Source organism: Burkholderia sp. CpTa8-5, from assembly GCF_017815045.1.
In the GTDB taxonomy this organism is placed as follows: Bacteria; Pseudomonadota; Gammaproteobacteria; order Burkholderiales; family Burkholderiaceae; genus Burkholderia; species Burkholderia sola.
This window is the reverse complement of sequence record NZ_JAGIQD010000001.1, coordinates 600814-619136: the sequence shown is the minus strand read 5'-3', so window position 1 is coordinate 619136 and position 18323 is coordinate 600814. Positions and strand designations below refer to the sequence as shown.

Here is an 18323-nt window from a genome sequence, read left to right as displayed (position 1 = left end):
GCATGCATCGGAACAATCGTCGCCGCCACCTGATTCGCCCCATCGTGTGCCGCGCGGTGACGCTATTCGCGGGATGCGCGATCGTCGCGGGCTGCACCGTCGGACCCGACTACCAGCCGCCGCAAGCGGACGTCCCGGACACCTGGCATGCGATGCGGGCGGACGGGCAGGCGGCCGCCCCCGCGTCCGGCGTCGCCGCACGGTCGTCGCCGACGGTCGACGCCGATCCCGATCCGCGCTGGTGGCGCGCGTTTGGCGATCCACTGCTCGACCAGCTCGTCGAGCGCGCGGCGCACGACAACCTCGACGTGCAGGCCGCCGTGCTGCGCATCGCGCAGGCGCGCGCGCAGGCGCGGGCCGCTGCCGCACAGGGCTTGCCGGACGTGCGCGCGAACGCGAGCTACCAGCGCGAGCAGCTCGGCCTGAAAGGCATCGTCGAGGAGCAGGGCATCGACCAGCGCGTCGATCGTCTCGGCGCGCCGGGCTCGCCGCTCGACCGGTTCGGGCCGGGCACCGGCGAGAGCGTGCAGCAAGGCGTGCGCGGCGCGCTCGATGCGCTCGAATCGCCGGTCAACCTGTGGCAGGCCGGGTTCGACGCATCGTGGGAGCTGGACCTGTTCGGGCGCGTGCGCCGCTCGGTCGAAGCGGCCGGCGCGCAGACGCGCGCGGCGGTCGCGGGCCGCGACGATGCGCTGCTGTCGCTCGAGGCCGAAGTCGCGCAGACCTATCTGCAACTGCGGGGCGCGCAAGCGCAACGCGCGCTGGCCGACGACCTGCAACGCGCGCAGCGCGAACTGGTCGACCTGACGCGCGAGCAGGCCGCGCACGGTCTCGCGAGCGATCTCGACGTGCGCAGCGCCGACGCGCGGCTCGCGCAGATCCGCGCGCAACTGCCGCAGTTCGACCAGCAGATCGTGCTGCTGCGCAACGGTCTCGCGTATCTGGTCGGCGGCGCGCCGGGCGCGCTCGACGACTGGCTCGACGCGCCGCGCGCGTTGCCGGACGTGCCGCCGACCGTGCCGGTCGGCCTGCCGTCGACACTCGCGCGCCGACGCCCCGACATCCGTCGCGCGGAGGCCGAGCTGCACGCGGCCACCGCCGACGTCGGCGTCGCGGTCGCGCAGTTCTATCCGGACGTCTCGTTGACCGGGCAGGTCGGCCTGCGCGCATCGCACGTGCGCGAACTCGCGCACTGGTCGCACCTGTTCTATGCGTTCGGGCCGGCCGTATCGCTGCCGATCTTCTCCGGCGGGCAGCTCGTGTCGAACCTGCGGCTGTCGCAGGCGCGCCAGGCCGAAGCGGCGCTCGCTTACCGGCAAGCCGTGCTCGTCGCGCTGCGCGACGTCGACAATGCGCTGGCCGTGTACCGCACCGACCAGGCGCGCGCGGCCGCGCTCGACGACGCGGTGCGGGCCGAACAGGGCGCGCTGGACCTCGCGCGCGATCGATACCGGAAGGGCTTGTCGCCGTTCCTCGACGTACTGGACGCCGAGCGGCAATGGTCGGAGGGCCGGCAGCAAGCCGAGCAGGGCGCGTTGCAGACGACGACCGATCTCGTCGCGCTGTACAAGGCGCTCGGCGGTGGATGGCAGGCCGGACCGGATACGGATACCGGTACGGCACGGGCGCAGTAGCCCCGAGCGCGCGCCGGGCATCGCGGGCCGCGCGCTACGCAGCTCGTCCGCTCACGCGCGGCCTCAATCCCACGCGTGCTTGCTGAACTGATAGCCCTTCGAGCGGATGGTCTTGATCCGTTTCGGTTCGTTCGCATCGTCGCGCAGCTTGCGGCGCAGCTTCGAGATGCGGCCGTCGATCGAGCGATCGAGGCCGTCGAACGCGATGCCGCGCAGCAGCAGCGTCAGGTCTTCCCGGCTGACCACCTCGCCGGCGCGGCACGCGAGCGCCCACAGCAGGTCGAATTCGGTCGACGTCAGGCGCGGCATGCTGCCGTCCGGAAGATGCACGCGGCGGTCGGCCCGGTCGATGGAGAACTTGCCGAACACGTATCGCTGCGGCGAATCCGGCACGGGGTCGCCCGTCGGCGCGCGCGTACGCCGCAACTGCGCCTTGATCCGCGCGAGCAGCAGGCGCGGCTCGACCGGCTTGCGGAGAAAGTCGTCCGCGCCGAGTTCCAGGCCGAGCAATTCGTCGAACGGTTCGTCGCGGCCCGTCACCATGATCACGATGCCGTCGTAGTGCATGCGCGCCTCGCGGCAGATCTCGAAGCCGTCCTTGCCCGGCAGATTGACGTCGAGCAGCACGAGGTCGGGGCGGCTCGCGACGATCGCCGGCACCGCGCCGGCGCCGTCGAACAGCGTATCCACCAGGTAATGATGCTTGCGCAGATAATCGGCGATCAGCGCGGACAGCGGGACGTCGTCTTCGACGAGCAGGATTCGGATGGGCATCGCTAAACGAAGGGGCAAACGGGAAGGTGGCGAGCGGTCAGGCCCAGTCCGAGCGCGTCGTAGCCGAAGCGACGTGGATGATACTGCGCAACATTCCAACGGAATGTGGCGAATTCTGAATCGTTCGGTGAGCTTAGCTATGGGGGAATCGCCGCTGCCGGGTGAAACGCGGGGGGGAGCGGGGCAGGGCCGCGCGCGGCCGAAACGGGTCGATGCGAGATCCGGCGCGGCGCTCGCGACGATGCGCGAGCAGGCATCCTTCAGACGAAAACGTTTGCGCCGATGCGCTGTCGCGAACGTCGTTCGCACCGGCCGAACCCAGGCCAGGCAAGGTTAGTCGACATATCATTACAAAATATTACCGACGTCCGGGCATCCTGCTCCCTACAATTCCCGAACCTGACTGACGCGCCTCGCATCGTGCGATCGCCGCTGGTTCCCGAGCGCGTCGACGGCCGGTTTCGACGGCACGTCGCGTCATGCTGCTCGGGTGCGGAACCGGCTGCGCGTGGGTCGAATCGACGCCGCGCCGGCTCCCGACGGGCCCGCAAGCGGACAGTACGAATCATTCACGGGGAAACGAAATGACGCCGTTGCAAGTCGTCCAGCGTCTCGATGCACTCACGCACGCGATCGAAGCCGCGGTGGCGCGTGCCGACTGGAACGAGGCCGTCCGGGCCGCCGAGATGCGTTCGGCGTTTATCGTTGCGCTTGCACCCAATCAACCGGCCACGGTCGTGTCGGCGCTGATGAAGGTGCAGGAGATGGACGTCAGGATTTCCACGGTCGCGCGCGACACGCTGGAGGCGCTCATCGCGGAGGGCTGGCAAGCGTTGCACGAAACCCGCTTGGCAACGAACGCACTGAGGGCGCAGCAGCGGTTGCCCGATCCGGGCGCGGCGACTACGCGACACTAAGACTCGCTTCCTTCGGTGGTGGAATGAAATTCAAGAAACGCACCGGTCACGTCGATGCAACGCGGTGGTTCGCGGACGGCGACCATGAACGGGTGGAGCGCCGTCACGGCGGGTGGGCGGTCGCGACGCCGGAAGGCTGGCGTTCGGTGAAGCCGGGCGACTGGATCCTGCGCGACGAATGCGGTAACTGCTGGCCGATGGACGACGGCCTCTTCATGCATTGCTACGAACCGGTCGCCGACTGACTCGCCCGCCGGTTCGCCCAACCTATCGACGCTTGCGCGAAAACATCAGCGACTCCGCGTCGTTGAAGCGGATGCGCTGCGGCGCGCCGTAACCGGCTTTCTCCGCGACCCGGATCGACGCGACGTTGGTCGGCGCGATCAGGCACACGCTGCGCTCGAATCGCTGCTGCGCGTCGAGCCATGCGAGCGCGGCCGCGAGCGCCTCGGTCGCATAGCCGTTGCCTTGCGCCCACGTCGCCAGCGCCCAGCCGGCCTCCGGCACGCCGCGAATCGACGGCTCGATGTTGCGGTGGAAATCCGCGAAGCCGAGATCGCCGACATACCGGCCCGACGCTTTTTCCCGAATCGCCCAGTACCCATAGCCGAGCAGCGGCCACAGCCCGCGATACGCGAGCATGCGCATCCACGAGTCGCGCGGCGTGGAAGGCGTGCCGTTGAAGATGTGCGCGACGACGCCGGGCTCCGCCCACATCGCGGCGAGCGCGTCGAAGTCGCCGAGCGGGTGGCCTTCGAGGATCAGGCGTGGCGTGTCGAGAACGGGCGGGGACGAGACGGGTGGCACGGCGCTGATTGTCATCGGGCGTTCCATGAGGAAGGGACGGCGACGCAGGGCGCCGCGCTTGGGTCCCGTACGATACCGCGTAAACGGCGATGCGGACGCAATTCCCCGGCCGCATCGGGGTAGGCATGCGCATCGCGCGGATGGCCGGGGTTCGGCGGTGGCAGGGGTTACTTGCGGCTTTTCAGAAAGGAGCGCCCTTCGGCCGTGATCGACGCGCCGGAGCGCCCGTGCGCGGGATGGCTGACGAACCCGGCGTTGACGAGCTCCCGCGCGATCGACCAGCCGAGCGCCGGCGCGTCGCGGCCGTAGCGAACATCGGCGAGGCGTTCGAGCGCCCAGATCGCGGAGGCCGACAGATTGGGGGTGTTGGGCGTGAGAGTCTCGTTCATCGCTTCCTCGTGAAATGGCGTTTCGGGATGGACGGCGCGTGGCCGCCGGATCGGCGGCGCACGCGTCAGCTTGCTTGCAGCAACGGCAGCAGCGCGTGCAGCGCCGCTTCCTCGTCGGGGCCGGTGGCGAGCACCTGCGCCGACGTGCCGCCGTGAACCTGCAGCGACGCGATCGCGCCGCTGTCTTTTGCGTTGCAGCGGTGCCCGTTCGCGATCAGCTGGATGTCGCTGTCGAAACGGCGTGCCGCGTCGACCGCCGCGTCGCGCGCGGCGCGGCCGCGATTGCGGTTCCATGCGGGGCCGATTTCAACGTACACAACGGTTGCCACGATGCTGGAAAGCCTCCGGACAGGTGGGCGGGGCGGTGCGCGACATGCACGGTGCACGGTTGCGCACGTGTTGCGGACATCGGGCGGCCGGCATGTCACGATTTCCCGCAGGGTCGCGGGGCGCCGGCCGGGCGGATTGCGCGCGCCATTCGGCGCGAACGTGCCGACATCCGCTGCGAAGGCGCATTCAAGTTCGCGGATTGTCGGAAGTGGATGATTATAATGCATCCGCCAGATCATGTGAATTGCATTATAATGGCGTGTGCGCCGATGCCGGCCCGCCGCACTGCCGGCGGAGCGAGTCGCCGCGCCTCCGGGCGCGCAACGTGCTCGCCCGGCATCGTCGATCGACCCGAACCCCTCCCCGAATGGAAGCCGCAATGAACGCCCCTGCCTGCCCGCAATGCGCGATGGAAAACACTTACCCGGACGGCGCGCTGACCGTGTGCGCGGACTGCGGCCATGAATGGTCGGCCGACGCCGGCGCCGAGGCCGGCGACGAACCGGCGGGCGACGTCGTCAAGGACGCGAACGGCAACGTGCTGTCGGACGGCGATTCGGTCGTGCTGATCAAGGACTTGCGCGTGAAGGGTTCGTCGATCACGCTGAAGATGGGCACCAAGGTCAAGAGCATCCGGCTCGTCGGCGGCGATCACGAGGTCGACTGCAAGACCGACATGGGCGGCTTCATGCTGAAGGCGTGCTACCTGAAGAAGGTCTGAGCGCACGGTCCAGGCGACCGTTGCATCCGCGTTTTCATTCGCTGCTTTTTCAGCCGCTGCTTGTCAGCCGATTACCCGCACATGGCCGAGGATCGAACTTCCTACGACGCGTTCGTCAGGTTCCTGGCGACGCCGCTGAACGACGGCCGGCCGTTCGTGCTGGAGACGCAGCACGCGGTCTCGCTGCACTTCGATCATCTCGGCACCCAGAGCTTCATGTCGCTGCGCGATCCGGTGCGGCTCGCGCTCGGCTATACGCGCGTGATGATGGGCTTTCTGCTGTTGCAGGCCGAGCCCGCGCACATCTGCATGCTCGGGCTCGGCGGCGGGTCGCTCGCGAAGTACTGCTACCGCCACCTGCCCGGCACGTCGATCGACGCGGTCGAGATCAATCCGGACGTGATCGCGCTGCGCGACGTGTTCAGGATTCCTGCCGACGACGCGCGCTTTCGCGTGGTATGCGCCGACGGCGCCGATCATCTGGAGCGGGCGGATGTGCGCACGGATGTGATCCTGCACGATGCATTCGTCGCCGACGGCATGCGCGGCCGCTGTACGGGCGGCACATTTCTCGATGCGTGCCGCGCGCGCTTGAGCGAAGCCGGCGTGCTCGCGATCAACTTCATGGACGACGATCCGGCATTGCCGCAGCACCTCGAGCAGTTGCGATCGGTATTCGGCTCGTCGTATGCGCTGGTGCCGTGCGGCGACGACAACAACTTCGTTGCATTCGCATGGAAGGACGGCAGCCGGCTGCCGTCGCTGCGTATCCTGCTGGAGCGGGCGCTTGCGTGCCCGCAGGCGGGAGAACTGAAGCTGGCCGCCACCGCGAGGCGCATGAAGCACGGCGAGGGCATCGATCCGCGGCGGCTGGTGTGGCGTGCGCAATCGCACGAACGTTGGGAGATCGGCGCGTGATGGTGACGGAGGTGGCGGCGGCCGTGGCTACCGCGCCGACGCCGCGCGCCTTTGCGGCCGCGCTTACTTCACGCGCTTGCCGATCGCGCTGCGAGTCTTGTACGTGACGCCGTGCCGGTCGAGATATTCGCGGATCAACTGCCGCACGACTTGCGACGGCGTAAGATCCTGCTCCGCGCAGAGCATCTCGAAGGCTTCCTTCTTCGCGGGATCGATCAGGACGGTCAGGCGGGCGGTTTTCGTTTCCATGACGGGGCGAGAGTGATCAGTATGTTAATCAAATTATAATCGATGCGCTGTCGGCTCGAGCTCCGGAAGCGCCCAAGTGCCGCCCGTGGCACACGATCAGCGCTTGGCGCGCAGCAGCGCGAACAGGTCGTCGAGCACCGGCACGATCGCGAGCGTGACGAGTACCGCGGCGAGCGGCACGGTCGATACGTAGCCCACGTGCTTGAAGCCGATGGCGCCGGCCAGGCCGCCGACGAAGAACGACGCGAGCATCGTCGCGTGTATCCTCAGTTTCGAACGGTTGGCGATCACCGCATGCGCGTCGACGTCGATGGCCGATCGATTCCAGTAGAACAGCTTGCCGAGCTCGATGCCGAGATCGGTCACGATGCCGGTGATGTGCGTCGTGCGGATTTCCGCGCCGGACAGCTTCGTGATCGTCGCGTTCTGCAGCCCCATGATGAAGCACAGCAGCGTCACGGTCACCGGCACGAAGAACGTTTCCCACAGCGCGAGATGGCTGCCGAGCAGTCCGAACAGCAACAGCAGCGCCGCCTCGACCAGCAGCGGCAGCATGAACTGGCTGTGCAGCCCGCGGCGGCGCCCCCAGTTGACGAGGATCGCCGAGCAACTGGCGCCGATCAGGAACGACCCCAGCGAACTGATGCCGGCGAGCGCGAGCCGCACGTCGCCGAGCGCCGTCTGGTCGGCGATCGCCGATACGATGCCGCTCATGTGCGACGTGTATTGCTTGACCGCGAGAAAGCCGCCGGCATTGGCCGCGCCGGCGACGAACGCGAGCGAAAACCCGAGCTGGCGGTTCGCGGTCGCGCTGCGGTGTTTTCCCGTCAGGGTTCGAAAGTACTGCGCTGGCATAAGGGCTTCGCTCGATCGTCGCGGATTCGCGGGTACAGGCGGAAAACCGGTGCGGATGGCGTGACGGGCACGCTGCTTGCACCGGATCCCGGGGCTGTCGAATCATGTGATGAACATGATAATGTCATTATCATACTCTGTTGGCAGGATGGTGCTTTCAGTACAATGATGCAACGCGCGGCGGCTGGCGATTTCGACGCCGCGCGGCGCTCGCTCACTCGCGATTCCCTTCTGCTCACCGCTTCATGACCCCGATCAAGTTCATCCTTCGCTACACGGCGATCCCGTTCACGGCCATCGTCGCCGTGGTGATCTGGACCGTCATACCTTCGTCGAAAGAGATCGATGCGAGACAATATGCGGCGCTGTCGCGCGGGTACGCAAGTTTCCCGCTGCCGTTTCGGCGCGAGATCTCGGACACGATGGAACACGGCACGATCAACGACCGGCGCTACCAGGCGCTCGTGCGCGATTCGCTCGGCAACGGCGTCGCGCTGGACTGGCCGGCATCGGGTGTCGGCGGCGTCGCCGACGAGCGGCAAAAACTGGCCGAACTGATTCAGGCCGATTCGGATCTTCAAAGGCAACGGCAATGAAAACCCTGCTGGTTTCTGTGGCATTCGCGATGATCATCGCGAGCCTGATCTTCGCGCTGTACTTCATGAATCACGATCGCGGCAAATCCAAGCGGATGGCGTGGTCGCTCGCCGCGCGCGTCGGGTTGTCGGTCACGCTGTTTCTGTCGCTGCTGATCGCGTACAAGCTCGGCTGGATCGAACCGACCGGGTTGCCGATCGGGCGGTGACGCGCGGTTGTCGCGCGGGCGGCGGCGCGCGTCGCCGTGAATACCGACCGCGTCGAGTCCTTCGCCGATGATCCAGCCGACCGGATAGCGCGGGTCGAACGAACCGTACGGGTCCCGCGCGATCCGTTGCAGCCGTGTACGGCGGGCGCGCCGCCGCTGCACGGGCTCGGCCAGCCGGACCGGGAAGACCTGCTGCTCAACGGCTTGCTGCCCGAGTTGCGGCGGCGCGATCTGCTCGATATCGACCATATGGGCGGCGATTTCCGCGCGAATCTGGAACTGCCGGCGTTGCGGCGCGAGGCCGTGGCGGCGTGAACGACGGATGAACCGCGTACCGTGCCGGACGTCGAACGGTACGCGGTTGCGCGCATATCGCGCGATCAGATATCCATCGAAAAAATAACCATTTGGTACACGCTTCGGCGCGCATTACAGTCACGCCTCCTGCCGGCTGCAACGCCGGTCGTTCCGACGTTATTCCAGAAATGCGCCACATGAATCGTTTGATGCGTTCCGGGGGCCGCCGTGTCGCGGCCGCGCTGTTCGTGCTCGGCCTTGCGCCGGTTTCCCATGCGGCCCAGCCGACGGTGCGCGTCGGCATCGACGCCGAGTCGTACCCGCCGTTCTTTTCGAAGGATGCCTCCGGCAAGTGGAAGGGCTGGGAAATCGACGTGCTCGAGGCCGCGTGCGGCAAGCTGAACGTGCGCTGCGAGCTTACCGACATTGCGTGGGACGGCCTGATTCCGGCGTTGCAGAACCGCAAGATCGACGTGATCTGGTCGTCGATGACGATCACCGGTGAGCGGCAGAAAGCCATCGATTTCAGCCGCGCGTATTACGAATCGCCGACCGTGTTCGTCGGCGCGAAAAGCGACCGGCGCCGCGTCGACTGCGCGGTGCCCGCCACCTTCAAGGGCCGCGTGATCGGCGTCGAGGCCGGCACGAACTTCTCGGCGTTCCTCGATGCCCGCTTCAAGCAGGATGCGCAGATCAAGGCGTTCGACAAGTTCGACAATGCGCTCGCGGATCTGGTGTCCGGTCGCGTCGACTACGTGCAGGAAGGCAAGGGGCTGTTCACGGCGTTCCTCGCGTCGCGCGACGGCAAGGACTTCGAGGTCAAGGCCACGTGCGCGGACAATCCGGTGTTGGGGCTCGGCATCGGCGCGGGTGTGCGGCATGGCGATGCGCTGCGCGGCAAGCTGTCGACCGCGATCGCGCAACTGCAGCAGGACGGCACGTGGGATGCGATCACCGCCCGCTATCCGAACCTGAAAGGCACGATCGAGAAGGGTCGCTGAGCGCATGGCCGGCGACGATTCGCTGCTCGCGTTGCTCGCATTCGGCGACGGCGGTTATGGCCGCGTGTTCGCGGGCGCGTTCGCGCTGACATTCGGCGTCGCGGCGGCATCGTTCTGCACCGGCGTGCTGCTCGGCATCGCCGGCGCGCTCGGCAAGCTGTCGCGATACGCGGCGCTCGTGTGGCTGGCGCGCCTCTACACGACGCTCGTGCGCGCGCTGCCCGAGCTGTTGTGCCTGCTGCTCGCGTTCTACGCGGTCGCACCGGCCATCGAGAACGCGCTGCGCGGCAGCGGCATCGTGTCCGGCGACTTCGCGTTCGATCCGTTCGTCGTCGCCGCGCTGTCGCTCGGTTTCATCCAGGGTGCGTATCTCGCCGACATCTTCCGCGCGGCGCTCGTCAACGTGCCGGTCGGTGAGATCGAAGCCGCGCACGCGTACGGGATGACGCCCTGGCAGACGTTCGCGCGCATCCGGCTCCCGGCCGCCGCGCGGCTCGCGCTGCCGGGCGTCGGCAACGTGTGGCTGAACGCGACCAAGGACGCGTCGTTCATCAGCGTGCTCGGTTCGTTCACGGATCTGCTGAAGGCGAGCCAGCTCGCGGCCGGTGCGACGCGGCACTACGTCTTCTTCTATCTGGTCACGGCCGCACTGTTCCTGCTGCTGAGCATCACGTCGACCGGCATTTTCGCGGCGCTCGAACGGTATGCGAATCGCGGCACGAGGCGCGCGACGACATGATCTTCTCGCTGCCTTTTCTGCTCGACACGGTGATGCCGAAGCTGCTCGCCGCGGTGCCGACCACGCTCGCGCTGACGTTTTTGTCGGGCGCGGCCAGCGTGCTGCTGGGCGTGCCGCTCGCGCTCGCCGCCGGTGCACGCCATCCGCCGCTGCGCTGGTCCGCGCGCGGCTGGCTCATGCTGATCCGCGGCACGCCGCTGCTCGTTCAGCTCTATCTGCTGTACTACGGATTCGGGCAGATCGTTCCGCGCGAATGGATGCGCGACAGCTGGGCGTCGCCGCTGCTGCGCGACGCGTTCTGGTACGCGATCGTCGCGTTGAGCGTGAACGAGAGCGCGTACGTCGCGACGATCCTGCGCGGCGCGATCGCCGGCGTGCCGGCCGGCGAGATCGAGGCCGGCCATGCCTACGGGATGACGCGCATGCAGGTGCTGCGCCGCATCGTCGGGCCGCGTGCATGGCGGCTTGCGCTGCCTGCGCTCACCGGCGAGGCAATCCTGCTGCTGAAATCGACCGTCCTCGCGTCGACCGTGACCGTGTTCGACGTAATGGGCACGGCCAATACGCTGCGCTTCGAGACGTTGCGCGTGTACGAACCGCTGGCCGGCGCGGCGATCGTCTATGTCGTGCTGGTCGCGCTGCTGACCATTCCCGCCGCCCGTCTCGAGAAGCGCATCAATCGCTACCTGACGCGCACGCCCGACGACCGCGTGTCCGCACCGCGCGGCCGCGCGTCGTCGGGCGCGTGGGCGGCACCCAACTGATTTCTTGCCTGGTACCGATTTCGACGATGTCCGATCCTCGCCCCTTGCTGTTTTCCCTGTACGAACAAGCCAGCGTCGGCTGCGGCGGCGCGCCGAGCCTGTGGACCCATCCCGCCGACGAGCGGCTGCGCGCGAATACGCTCCCGTTCTGGTCGAACCTCGCGCGCACGGCCGAGCAGGCCGATCTCGACATGCTGTTCTTCGCGGACGTGCTCGGCCTGTACGACGTCTATGGCGGGTCGGCCGACGCCGCGGTGCAGTGGGCGGTCGAGGCGCCCGCGAACGATCCGATGATGCTGATTCCGGCGCTCGTCGCGCAGACCGAGCGGCTCGCGTTCGGCGTGACGGCGAGCACGACGTACGAGCATCCGTTCGCGCTCGCGCGCCGCTTCAGCACGCTCGATCATCTGAGCAACGGCCGGATCGGCTGGAACATCGTGACGTCCTACCTGACGAGCGCGGCGCGCAACTTCGGGCTCGACCGGATGATCGGCCATGACGAACGCTATGCGCGCGCGGAGGAATTTCTCGACGTCGTCTACAAACTGTGGGAAGGAAGCTGGGCGGACGACGCGGTCGTCGCCGACAAGCACGCGCCGCGCTATGCGCGTGGCGACCGCGTGCGGCCAATCGCGCATGAAGGCAGGCATTACCGCGTGCAGGGGCCGCACGTCTGTGCGCCGTCGCCGCAGCGCTCGCCCGTACTGATCCAGGCCGGCTGGTCGGGGCGCGGGCGCGAGTTCGCGGCGAAGCACGCGGAAGTGGTGTTCGTCGCGAAGTCGAATCCGCACGAGATTCGCGCGGGCCTCGACGAGATTCGCCGGCGCGCGGCCGAGCGCGGCCGCGCGGCGGACGACGTGAAGTCGCTGACGGTGCTGCGGATCGTGACCGCGCGCTCGTCGGGCGACGCGAAGGAGAAATATCACACGCTGCAGCAGCACTATCACCAGCACGCGCAGCTCGTCAGCTATGCAGGCGACACCGGCATCGACATCGACCGCTATGCGGACGACGAACCGCTGACGACGCAGACGGAAGGGCTGACGTCCTACGTGGTGCGGCCGGATGGCAGCGGCAAGCCGCTCACCGCCGGCGACGTGCGGCGCAAGTTCGCGAGCGTCACGCGCGGCACCGACCTGATCCTCGTCGGCTCCCCCGACGAAGTCGCGGACCAGCTCGCCGAGCATGCGCGGCAGTCGACGACGAGCGGCTACATGCTCAATCCGCTGATCAGCCCGGGCACGCTCGACGATTTCGCCGAACTGATCGTGCCGGAACTGAAAAAGCGCGGCCTGTACCGGACGTCGCCGGCGGGCGGCACCTTCCGTTCCCGGCTGAGCGGGCGCGACCGCCTGCCGGACACGGCCCATGGCGCGTCGTTCCGGTTTCCCGTGCCTGAAGCGGGCTGACCAGCCGATCGATACCGGGCGATCCTCAGCGGAGTTGCATGACATGACCGATGACGTACTGTTCCTGCTGCAACCGCATCGTGCCGACCGGAACCGTCCGGCATGAATCGCGCGACGAACGAAACCGTGGACGCGACGCGGCGCGAAGATCGCCCCCGTCGATCGGCGTTGCCGCCCGTCCTGAGCGCCACGGGCATCGCGAAGCGTTTCGACGCGACCGTCGCACTGTCGGCGCTCGACCTGTCGATCGGCGCCGGCGAAGTCGTCGCGTTGATGGGCGCGAACGGCGCGGGCAAGTCGACCTTCGTCAAGATTCTGAGCGGTGCGCTGCACGCGGACGGCGGCATGCTGACGCTGCGCGGTGAACCATATCGGCCGGCGTCGCCGCACGCGGCCAAGCGGCTCGGCGTCGCGACCGTGCACCAGTCGGTGGCCGATGCAGTCGTGCCGACGCTGTCGATCGCGGACAACCTGCTGCTCGACCGGCTGTGCGATCCGGCGTCGCCGTGGCGCGTGCCGCCGGCAGCTCGCCGCGACGCGGCACGATCGCTCGCCGCGCGGGTCGGGCTCGACGTCGACCTGGCGGCGCCGCTCGCCGCGCTGTCGCTGGCCGACCAGCAACGTGTGACGCTGGCGCGTGCGCTGGCCGGGCAACCGTCGTTGCTGATTCTCGACGAGCCGACCGCGAGCCTGTCCGCGGCGGAGGCCGAGCGGCTGTTCGTGCTGGTGGACGCGTTGCGCCGCGATGGCGTCGCCATCCTGCTGGTATCGCATCGGCTCGGCGATTTGCGCCGCATCGCCGATCGCGCGGCGATCGTCCGCGACGGCCGGATCGTCGCCGATCTGGCCGCGCCGATCGATTTCGACGCCGCGGTGGAAACGATGATCGGGCGGCCCTTGCCGCGTGCGCGTGCAGCAGCGCCGGAGCGTGCCGGGCGGGTCGAATCCGCAGGCGTGGTCGGCTCAGGCTTCAGCGCGCGGCAGATCCGGCTGACGCCGACCGGCACGCCGTTCGACCTCGACGTCCGGCGCGGCGAGATCGTCGCGATCGCGGGCCCCGTCGGCGGCGGCAAATCGCGCTTCGCGCGGACGATCTTCGGCGCGGTGCGGGCGGCGGCCGGCGAGATGACGCTCGACGGCCGGCCGTGGCGGCCACGTTCGCCGGCGGACGCGATTCGCGCCGGCGTATTCCTGGCCGGCGAGGACCGCTGGCGCACGTCGCTGTTCCCCGACAGCGTCCCGTTCGCATCGATCGCGGGCACGATCGGCTTTCCGTTCCTGTCGCGCTGGTTCGCGAGCGGCGCGGTGCGCCGAGCGCGCGAACGCACGGCCGCCGCGGCGGCGATCGCGCGGTTCGGCATTCGCTGCGAGGGGCCCGACGATCGCGTCGCGCACCTGTCCGGCGGCAACCAGCAGAAGGTCGTGCTCGCGCGCTGGCACGCCGAACCGGCGCGGCTGTTGCTGCTCGACGAGCCGTTCCAGGGCATCGATGCGGGCGCGCGCGCCGATATCGTCGATACGCTGCGGCGTCATGCGCATGAGCGCGCGACGATCGTGTTCGTCAGCGATCTCGAGGAAGCCGCCGAGATCGCCGATCGTATCGTGCGGTTCGATCGCGCGACGCTCGATTGCCAGCCTCCGACTTCTTCCATCGTGCGTGCCTGCTCATGAAACCCGTGACTTCTTCCGCTGACCGTCATGCCGCATCCGTCCAACGTTCGTCGCGCCCCTGGCCGCTCCGTCTCCGCGATGCGCTCGAACGGACCGGCATCCTGCTCGTGCTGGCGATCCTCGTGGTCGTATTCGCGCGCAAGGAGCCCGCGTTCCTGAACCTCGACAATCTGTTCAGCATCCTGCAGGCGGTGTCGATCGTCGCGTTGCTCGGCATCGGCGTGACGGTCACGCTCGCGGCCGGCGGTTTCGACCTGTCGGTCGGCAGCATGGCCGCGACCGCGCAGATGGCCGCGAGCTACGTGCTGGTCGTCTGGCACGGCAGCGCGTGGGCTGCCGCGCTCGCCTGCGTCGCGCTTGGCGTGGCCGCCGGCTTGTTCAACGGCTTGCTGATTACGCGGCTGCGCGTGCCCGACCAGCTCGCGACGCTGGGCACGCTGTTCCTGCTGGCCGGCCTGCAGTTGATTCCGACCGGCGGCCGTTCGCTCGCGACCGGCTCCGTGCTGCCGGACGGCACCGACGCCACCGGCGTGTTCCCCAACGCGTTCCTCGCGCTCGGCCGCCTGCGCGTGTTCGACGTCGTACCGTTGCCGGTGCTGCTGCTGGCGGCCGTGACGGTGCTGGCCTGCATCACGATGGAAGCGACGCGCTGGGGCCGCGTGATCTACGCGATCGGCGGCAACGAAACGGCCGCGCGGCTGGCCGGTGCGCCGGCCGCGCGCTACCGTGTCGCCGCGTACGTCGTGTCGGGCGCGATCGCGTCGCTGGGCGGCGTGCTGATCGCCGCGCGAGTTGGCCGCGGCGACGTGAGTGCGGGCCACTCGCTGCTGCTCGACGCGGTGGCGGCCGCGCTGATCGGTTACGCGGTGTGGGGCGCGAAGCGGCCCAACGTGTTCGGCACGGTCGTCGGCGCGGTGTTCGTCGGCGTGTTGCTCAACGGGCTGACGATGCTGAATGCTCCCTACTATATGCAGGACTTCATCAAGGGCGTGCTCCTCGTGCTCGCCCTGGCGTTTACGTTCGGCATCGGTCGCCGTACGGATGCCCGGGCGTGACGGTGAGGGCGCCAAGACTCGGTTCCTGCGTCCAAGGGTCCGAAGAATCTTCAAGCTGGACCGTTTGTTATCCAAAGTAATATCGATTGCCGAATCGGTCGGTTTGAGTTCGCGTGCCGTGCTGATAGATTGAGCCGATATCGTCCTGTACGGAGACAGACACGCCATGCGCTCGTTGCTTCGCCGAAAGTCGCGCCTCGAACCGAAACTCGGAGCACTCGTACTGGGCGCCGCACTCGCGCTCGGTATGCCCGCGGCACACGCCGGCCCGCTCAAGGGCGCGCCCGCACCGTTCGACAAGGGCGGCGTGAAGATCGCGCTCGTCAACTACCTGTCGACCGGCGATTTCTTCCAGGCCTACGAAGCCGGCGCGCAGAAGCAGGCACGCGCGCTCGGCGTCGATCTGCGCATCTACGAAGGGCGGCAGGACGCGGCCGAACAGCGCGAGCAGATTCAGCAGGCAATCAACATCGGCGTGTCCGCGATCATCGTCAATCACGGCTTGCCGGAATCGTTGAAGGACGTCGTTCAGCGTGCGCTCGACAAAGGCATCAAGGTCGTCGCGTTCGACGTCGATCTCGCCAATCCGAAGGTGCCGCAGATCGAGCAGAACGATCGCGACCTCGCGAACCTGCTGCTCGATCAGGCGGTGAAGGACAACGGCGACGCGTTCTCGGCAGGGTATGTGTACGTGGCCGGATTCGCGCCGCTCGACCGGCGCGATGCCGCGTGGCGCGATTTCAAGCGCGCGCACCCGCAGGTTCGGGAAAAGGCGCGCTGGGGCACCGTCGACAATCCGATCGCGCAGTCGGTCGCGAACCAGGCGGCGGCCGTGTATCGCGCGAATCCGGACATTCGCGTCGTGTTCGCGCCGTACGACGAATTCGCGCGCGGCGCGAAGCTCGCGGCCGACGAGGCCCGGCTGTCGTCGAAGCTGCGCATCTACAGCGCGGACGTGTCGACGGCCGACATCGAGGCCATCCGCGCGCCGAACAGCGCATGGGTCGCGACGGCCGCGACCAATCCGGCGGTCGTCGGCGCGGTGTCGGTGCGGGCCGCGGCGCTGCTGGTCGCCGGGCAAAACCCGGGCGCGCGCATCGCGGTCAAGCCGACGCTGATCACGCGCGACGATCTCGTGAAGAACGACATTCATACCGTGGCCGAACTCGGCGCGAAGTTCCCGGCGTTCCGCACGAGCGACGCGGCGACGGCCGCGTGGATTCCGGCGATCGACTGATCGCTTCGGCGCGCAGCGAACCGATCCGTCGCGTGCGTGCCGCCTGCCCATGACTTGACCATGACGACCCTGAACGACTATCTCGCGCAAAAGCGCGATGCGTGGCACGCGAAGCAGCAGGCCGCTCGCAACGATCCCGATTTCAAGGCGACGCCGCTGAAGGCGACCGTGCGCGCGCTCGGCCGCAGTGGCGTGCGCGAGATCCGGATTCGCGATTTCCAGGTGATCAGCGACAGCCCGCCCGATTTCGCGGGCTACAACCTGGGGCCCGCATCGCCGGAGCTGCAGCTTGGCGTGCTCGGCAGTTGCCTCACGCACATCACGTTGATCCAGGCCGCGGAGCGGGGCTTGAAGATCGACGCAATCGAAGTCGAAGTCACCGGCGACCAGCATCCGCTCGCGCAGCAACCGGGGTTCGAACAGGTGCCGGTATTCCCGCACAACATCCGCTATACGCTGGACATCGTGTCGCCGGAGCCGCCGGAAGCCATTCGTGCATTGCATCAGGCGGTCGAGGAGGTGTGCCCGATCTTCAACCTGCTGAGGCTGCCGCAGCACATCGACGGGGAATTGCGGCATACCGGCGCGTGATGCGATGACGCATTGCTGCTCGGCCAAGTTTGGAAATGAAATAGACGTATTGTGATAAGAATACTTATCCTGATAGTCGTAATGCGAATGCATGACGTTGACGAATTCGCGCCGCCACGCGCCCGACGAGGGCTGTCACGACGTTAGTTGCGCGGTTCCTTCGTCACGTCATGACGATAGGCGCGCGGCGAGCAGCCCACGATGCGTTTGAACGCATGGCCGAACGCGCTATCCGAGTCGTAGCCGAGCCGCTGCGCAATCGCCGAGATCGACGCGTTCGATCTGCGCAGTTCGCGCATCGCCAGCTGGATCCGCCAGCGCAGCACGTATTCGAGCGGCCCGAACCCGAGCCGCCGCTTGAAATGCAGCGCGAACGTCGAACGCGACACGTGGCAGCAGGCCGCCAGCGCGTCGACGGTCCAGCGCCGCTCGGGCGCGGCGTGAATCGCGGCCAGCGCCGCGCTGACGCGCGCATCCGCGAACCCGGCCAGCCACCCGACATCGCTGTTCGCGCCGGCGTCCACATAGCGCCGCAGGATCTGCACCAGCATCATGTGGCCGAGATGCCGGACCATCAGCGACCCGCCCGGCGACGCCGCGCCGAATTCCCGTGCGAGCTGCTGCAGCGACCAGCGCAGCACCGCCGCCGGTTCGGAATCGCCGCTGACGACGACCACGGGCGGCAGGCTGCCGAGCAGCAGCGGCATGCCTTCCTCGTACGCGAAGCGGCCGCCGATCAGAAAGCAGTCGGCCGGTTCGCCGTAGTGCGCGATACCGCGTTCGAGATGCCGGTACACGTCGGCGGCCGGCACCGGCGCGACCGACGGATCACTCGCCAGCGAAAATGCCCGCGGCGCGGCGAGCAGGAAGCAGTCCCCCGTGCGCAGCCGGACAGGCGGCCCCGCACCGTCCACGGTCAGCCAGCAACTGCCTTCGACCACCGCGTTGAACTTGATCCCGTCGGGCGGCGGAAGGTCGACCGCCCACGGGCCGCCGGCCCGCAGGCCGGTGAAAAACGAGTCGCGCGTTTCCAGCAGCGACAGCACTTCCGATAGCGGGTCCACGCGCAATCCCCGGACGATCTCGACGAAAAACCGGATTCTATTGCATTCACAGTCCGGATGCGCGGCTGGAGAATGATCTCGTGCGGTGACGCGGCC

Annotated in this window: 23 protein-coding genes; 16 read left to right on the top strand and 7 right to left on the bottom strand. The window is 68.0% G+C overall.

Annotated elements, in window-relative coordinates; genetic code table 11:
• The first annotated feature begins 2 nt into the window (after positions 1–2).
• Complete coding sequence (locus J8I35_RS02815) at positions 3–1634, top strand: efflux transporter outer membrane subunit (protein WP_245170053.1); 1632 nt, start codon at positions 3–5, stop codon at positions 1632–1634.
• A 63-nt stretch (positions 1635–1697) separates the two neighbouring features.
• Here J8I35_RS02815 and J8I35_RS02810 read toward each other — a convergent pair whose 3' ends face one another.
• Positions 1698–2408 carry a response regulator gene (locus J8I35_RS02810; protein WP_124593662.1) on the bottom strand — a complete coding sequence of 237 codons (711 nt, stop codon included), beginning with the start codon at positions 2406–2408 and terminating at the stop codon, positions 1698–1700.
• A 584-nt stretch (positions 2409–2992) separates the two neighbouring features.
• Here J8I35_RS02810 and J8I35_RS02805 point away from each other — a divergent pair.
• Positions 2993–3325, top strand: a complete 333-nt coding sequence (locus J8I35_RS02805; protein WP_209924503.1) for a hypothetical protein — start codon at positions 2993–2995, stop codon at positions 3323–3325.
• A gap of 23 nt (positions 3326–3348) precedes the next feature.
• The gene (locus J8I35_RS02800; RefSeq protein ID WP_050017809.1) at positions 3349–3570 is read left to right on the top strand and encodes a hypothetical protein; all 222 of its coding nucleotides are present in this window, start codon (positions 3349–3351) and stop codon (positions 3568–3570) included.
• 22 nt (positions 3571–3592) lie between these two features.
• Here the strand turns inward: J8I35_RS02800 and J8I35_RS02795 are convergent, their stop codons facing one another.
• From J8I35_RS02795 to J8I35_RS34495, 3 genes are all read right to left on the bottom strand, one after another.
• The gene (locus J8I35_RS02795) at positions 3593–4159 is read right to left on the bottom strand and encodes a GNAT family N-acetyltransferase (RefSeq protein WP_050017810.1); all 567 of its coding nucleotides are present in this window, start codon (positions 4157–4159) and stop codon (positions 3593–3595) included.
• Between the two features lie 140 nt (positions 4160–4299).
• On the bottom strand, positions 4300–4521 hold the full coding sequence (locus J8I35_RS02790; RefSeq protein ID WP_050017811.1) for a hypothetical protein: 222 nt from the start codon (positions 4519–4521) through the stop codon (positions 4300–4302).
• A gap of 65 nt (positions 4522–4586) precedes the next feature.
• Positions 4587–5090 (bottom strand): HPr family phosphocarrier protein, encoded by a 504-nt coding sequence (locus tag J8I35_RS34495; protein WP_245170052.1) that lies wholly within the window; start codon positions 5088–5090, stop codon positions 4587–4589.
• A gap of 140 nt (positions 5091–5230) precedes the next feature.
• On the opposite strand from J8I35_RS34495, the gene J8I35_RS02780 reads away from it, so the two are divergent.
• Positions 5231–5572: a zinc ribbon domain-containing protein YjdM gene (locus tag J8I35_RS02780; protein ID WP_006489167.1), complete on the top strand. Its 342-nt coding sequence runs from the start codon at positions 5231–5233 to the stop codon at positions 5570–5572.
• An 81-nt stretch (positions 5573–5653) separates the two neighbouring features.
• Positions 5654–6490, top strand: coding sequence for a spermidine synthase (locus tag J8I35_RS02775; protein ID WP_050017813.1), 837 nt, complete (start codon positions 5654–5656; stop codon positions 6488–6490).
• A gap of 63 nt (positions 6491–6553) precedes the next feature.
• Here the strand turns inward: J8I35_RS02775 and J8I35_RS02770 are convergent, their stop codons facing one another.
• Positions 6554–6739, bottom strand: a complete 186-nt coding sequence (locus J8I35_RS02770; RefSeq protein WP_006489181.1) for a ribbon-helix-helix protein, CopG family — start codon at positions 6737–6739, stop codon at positions 6554–6556.
• Positions 6740–6835: 96 nt separating this feature from the next.
• On the bottom strand, positions 6836–7594 hold the full coding sequence (locus tag J8I35_RS02765) for a YoaK family protein (RefSeq protein WP_089490379.1): 759 nt from the start codon (positions 7592–7594) through the stop codon (positions 6836–6838).
• 245 nt (positions 7595–7839) lie between these two features.
• On the opposite strand from J8I35_RS02765, the gene J8I35_RS02760 reads away from it, so the two are divergent.
• The 11 genes from J8I35_RS02760 (at position 7840) to J8I35_RS02710 (ending at position 17163) form a co-directional block, all read left to right on the top strand.
• The gene (locus J8I35_RS02760) at positions 7840–8190 is read left to right on the top strand and encodes a hypothetical protein (RefSeq protein ID WP_050017815.1); all 351 of its coding nucleotides are present in this window, start codon (positions 7840–7842) and stop codon (positions 8188–8190) included.
• A complete protein-coding gene (locus J8I35_RS02755) occupies positions 8187–8399 on the top strand; it encodes a twin transmembrane helix small protein (RefSeq protein WP_006489184.1) in 213 nt (70 codons plus the stop codon). The genes J8I35_RS02760 and J8I35_RS02755 overlap by 4 nt, the downstream gene beginning before the upstream one ends.
• A gap of 36 nt (positions 8400–8435) precedes the next feature.
• Complete coding sequence (locus J8I35_RS34490; RefSeq protein WP_235356312.1) at positions 8436–8714, top strand: hypothetical protein; 279 nt, start codon at positions 8436–8438, stop codon at positions 8712–8714.
• A gap of 179 nt (positions 8715–8893) precedes the next feature.
• Positions 8894–9697: a transporter substrate-binding domain-containing protein gene (locus J8I35_RS02745; protein WP_050017817.1), complete on the top strand. Its 804-nt coding sequence runs from the start codon at positions 8894–8896 to the stop codon at positions 9695–9697.
• Between the two features lie 4 nt (positions 9698–9701).
• Positions 9702–10436 (top strand): ABC transporter permease subunit, encoded by a 735-nt coding sequence (locus J8I35_RS02740; protein WP_209924399.1) that lies wholly within the window; start codon positions 9702–9704, stop codon positions 10434–10436.
• On the top strand, positions 10433–11200 hold the full coding sequence (locus J8I35_RS02735; RefSeq protein ID WP_124555851.1) for an ABC transporter permease subunit: 768 nt from the start codon (positions 10433–10435) through the stop codon (positions 11198–11200). The genes J8I35_RS02740 and J8I35_RS02735 overlap by 4 nt, the downstream gene beginning before the upstream one ends.
• A gap of 26 nt (positions 11201–11226) precedes the next feature.
• Positions 11227–12609: an NtaA/DmoA family FMN-dependent monooxygenase gene (locus J8I35_RS02730; protein ID WP_050017820.1), complete on the top strand. Its 1383-nt coding sequence runs from the start codon at positions 11227–11229 to the stop codon at positions 12607–12609.
• Positions 12610–12711: 102 nt separating this feature from the next.
• Positions 12712–14280 carry a sugar ABC transporter ATP-binding protein gene (locus J8I35_RS02725; RefSeq protein ID WP_209924398.1) on the top strand — a complete coding sequence of 523 codons (1569 nt, stop codon included), beginning with the start codon at positions 12712–12714 and terminating at the stop codon, positions 14278–14280.
• Entirely contained in the window at positions 14277–15335 is a 1059-nt protein-coding gene (locus J8I35_RS02720; RefSeq protein WP_050017822.1) for an ABC transporter permease, read from the top strand. Before J8I35_RS02725 ends, J8I35_RS02720 begins: the two co-directional genes overlap by 4 nt.
• A gap of 166 nt (positions 15336–15501) precedes the next feature.
• Positions 15502–16572: a substrate-binding domain-containing protein gene (locus tag J8I35_RS02715; protein WP_124593653.1), complete on the top strand. Its 1071-nt coding sequence runs from the start codon at positions 15502–15504 to the stop codon at positions 16570–16572.
• Positions 16573–16632: 60 nt separating this feature from the next.
• Positions 16633–17163, top strand: a complete 531-nt coding sequence (locus tag J8I35_RS02710; protein WP_124630969.1) for an OsmC family protein — start codon at positions 16633–16635, stop codon at positions 17161–17163.
• A 143-nt stretch (positions 17164–17306) separates the two neighbouring features.
• Here the strand turns inward: J8I35_RS02710 and J8I35_RS02705 are convergent, their stop codons facing one another.
• Positions 17307–18227, bottom strand: coding sequence for an AraC family transcriptional regulator (locus tag J8I35_RS02705; RefSeq protein WP_050017846.1), 921 nt, complete (start codon positions 18225–18227; stop codon positions 17307–17309).
• Positions 18228–18323 lie beyond the last annotated feature (96 nt).

Coding starts and splice junctions, on each gene's coding strand:
- J8I35_RS34495 (WP_245170052.1), bottom strand. CDS start 5,090: ATGATCTGGCGGATGCATTATAATCATCCACTTCCGACAATCCGCGAA.
- J8I35_RS02760 (WP_050017815.1), top strand. CDS start 7,840: ATGACCCCGATCAAGTTCATCCTTCGCTACACGGCGATCCCGTTCACG.
- J8I35_RS02740 (WP_209924399.1), top strand. CDS start 9,702: ATGGCCGGCGACGATTCGCTGCTCGCGTTGCTCGCATTCGGCGACGGC.
- J8I35_RS02725 (WP_209924398.1), top strand. CDS start 12,712: ATGAATCGCGCGACGAACGAAACCGTGGACGCGACGCGGCGCGAAGAT.
- J8I35_RS02790 (WP_050017811.1), bottom strand. CDS start 4,521: ATGAACGAGACTCTCACGCCCAACACCCCCAATCTGTCGGCCTCCGCG.
- J8I35_RS02765 (WP_089490379.1), bottom strand. CDS start 7,594: ATGCCAGCGCAGTACTTTCGAACCCTGACGGGAAAACACCGCAGCGCG.
- J8I35_RS02805 (WP_209924503.1), top strand. CDS start 2,993: ATGACGCCGTTGCAAGTCGTCCAGCGTCTCGATGCACTCACGCACGCG.
- J8I35_RS02715 (WP_124593653.1), top strand. CDS start 15,502: ATGCGCTCGTTGCTTCGCCGAAAGTCGCGCCTCGAACCGAAACTCGGA.
- J8I35_RS02770 (WP_006489181.1), bottom strand. CDS start 6,739: ATGGAAACGAAAACCGCCCGCCTGACCGTCCTGATCGATCCCGCGAAG.
- J8I35_RS02795 (WP_050017810.1), bottom strand. CDS start 4,159: ATGGAACGCCCGATGACAATCAGCGCCGTGCCACCCGTCTCGTCCCCG.
- J8I35_RS02730 (WP_050017820.1), top strand. CDS start 11,227: ATGTCCGATCCTCGCCCCTTGCTGTTTTCCCTGTACGAACAAGCCAGC.
- J8I35_RS02720 (WP_050017822.1), top strand. CDS start 14,277: ATGAAACCCGTGACTTCTTCCGCTGACCGTCATGCCGCATCCGTCCAA.
- J8I35_RS02745 (WP_050017817.1), top strand. CDS start 8,894: ATGAATCGTTTGATGCGTTCCGGGGGCCGCCGTGTCGCGGCCGCGCTG.
- J8I35_RS02710 (WP_124630969.1), top strand. CDS start 16,633: ATGACGACCCTGAACGACTATCTCGCGCAAAAGCGCGATGCGTGGCAC.
- J8I35_RS02775 (WP_050017813.1), top strand. CDS start 5,654: ATGGCCGAGGATCGAACTTCCTACGACGCGTTCGTCAGGTTCCTGGCG.
- J8I35_RS02755 (WP_006489184.1), top strand. CDS start 8,187: ATGAAAACCCTGCTGGTTTCTGTGGCATTCGCGATGATCATCGCGAGC.
- J8I35_RS02780 (WP_006489167.1), top strand. CDS start 5,231: ATGAACGCCCCTGCCTGCCCGCAATGCGCGATGGAAAACACTTACCCG.
- J8I35_RS02815 (WP_245170053.1), top strand. CDS start 3: ATGCATCGGAACAATCGTCGCCGCCACCTGATTCGCCCCATCGTGTGC.
- J8I35_RS02800 (WP_050017809.1), top strand. CDS start 3,349: ATGAAATTCAAGAAACGCACCGGTCACGTCGATGCAACGCGGTGGTTC.
- J8I35_RS02735 (WP_124555851.1), top strand. CDS start 10,433: ATGATCTTCTCGCTGCCTTTTCTGCTCGACACGGTGATGCCGAAGCTG.
- J8I35_RS02810 (WP_124593662.1), bottom strand. CDS start 2,408: ATGCCCATCCGAATCCTGCTCGTCGAAGACGACGTCCCGCTGTCCGCG.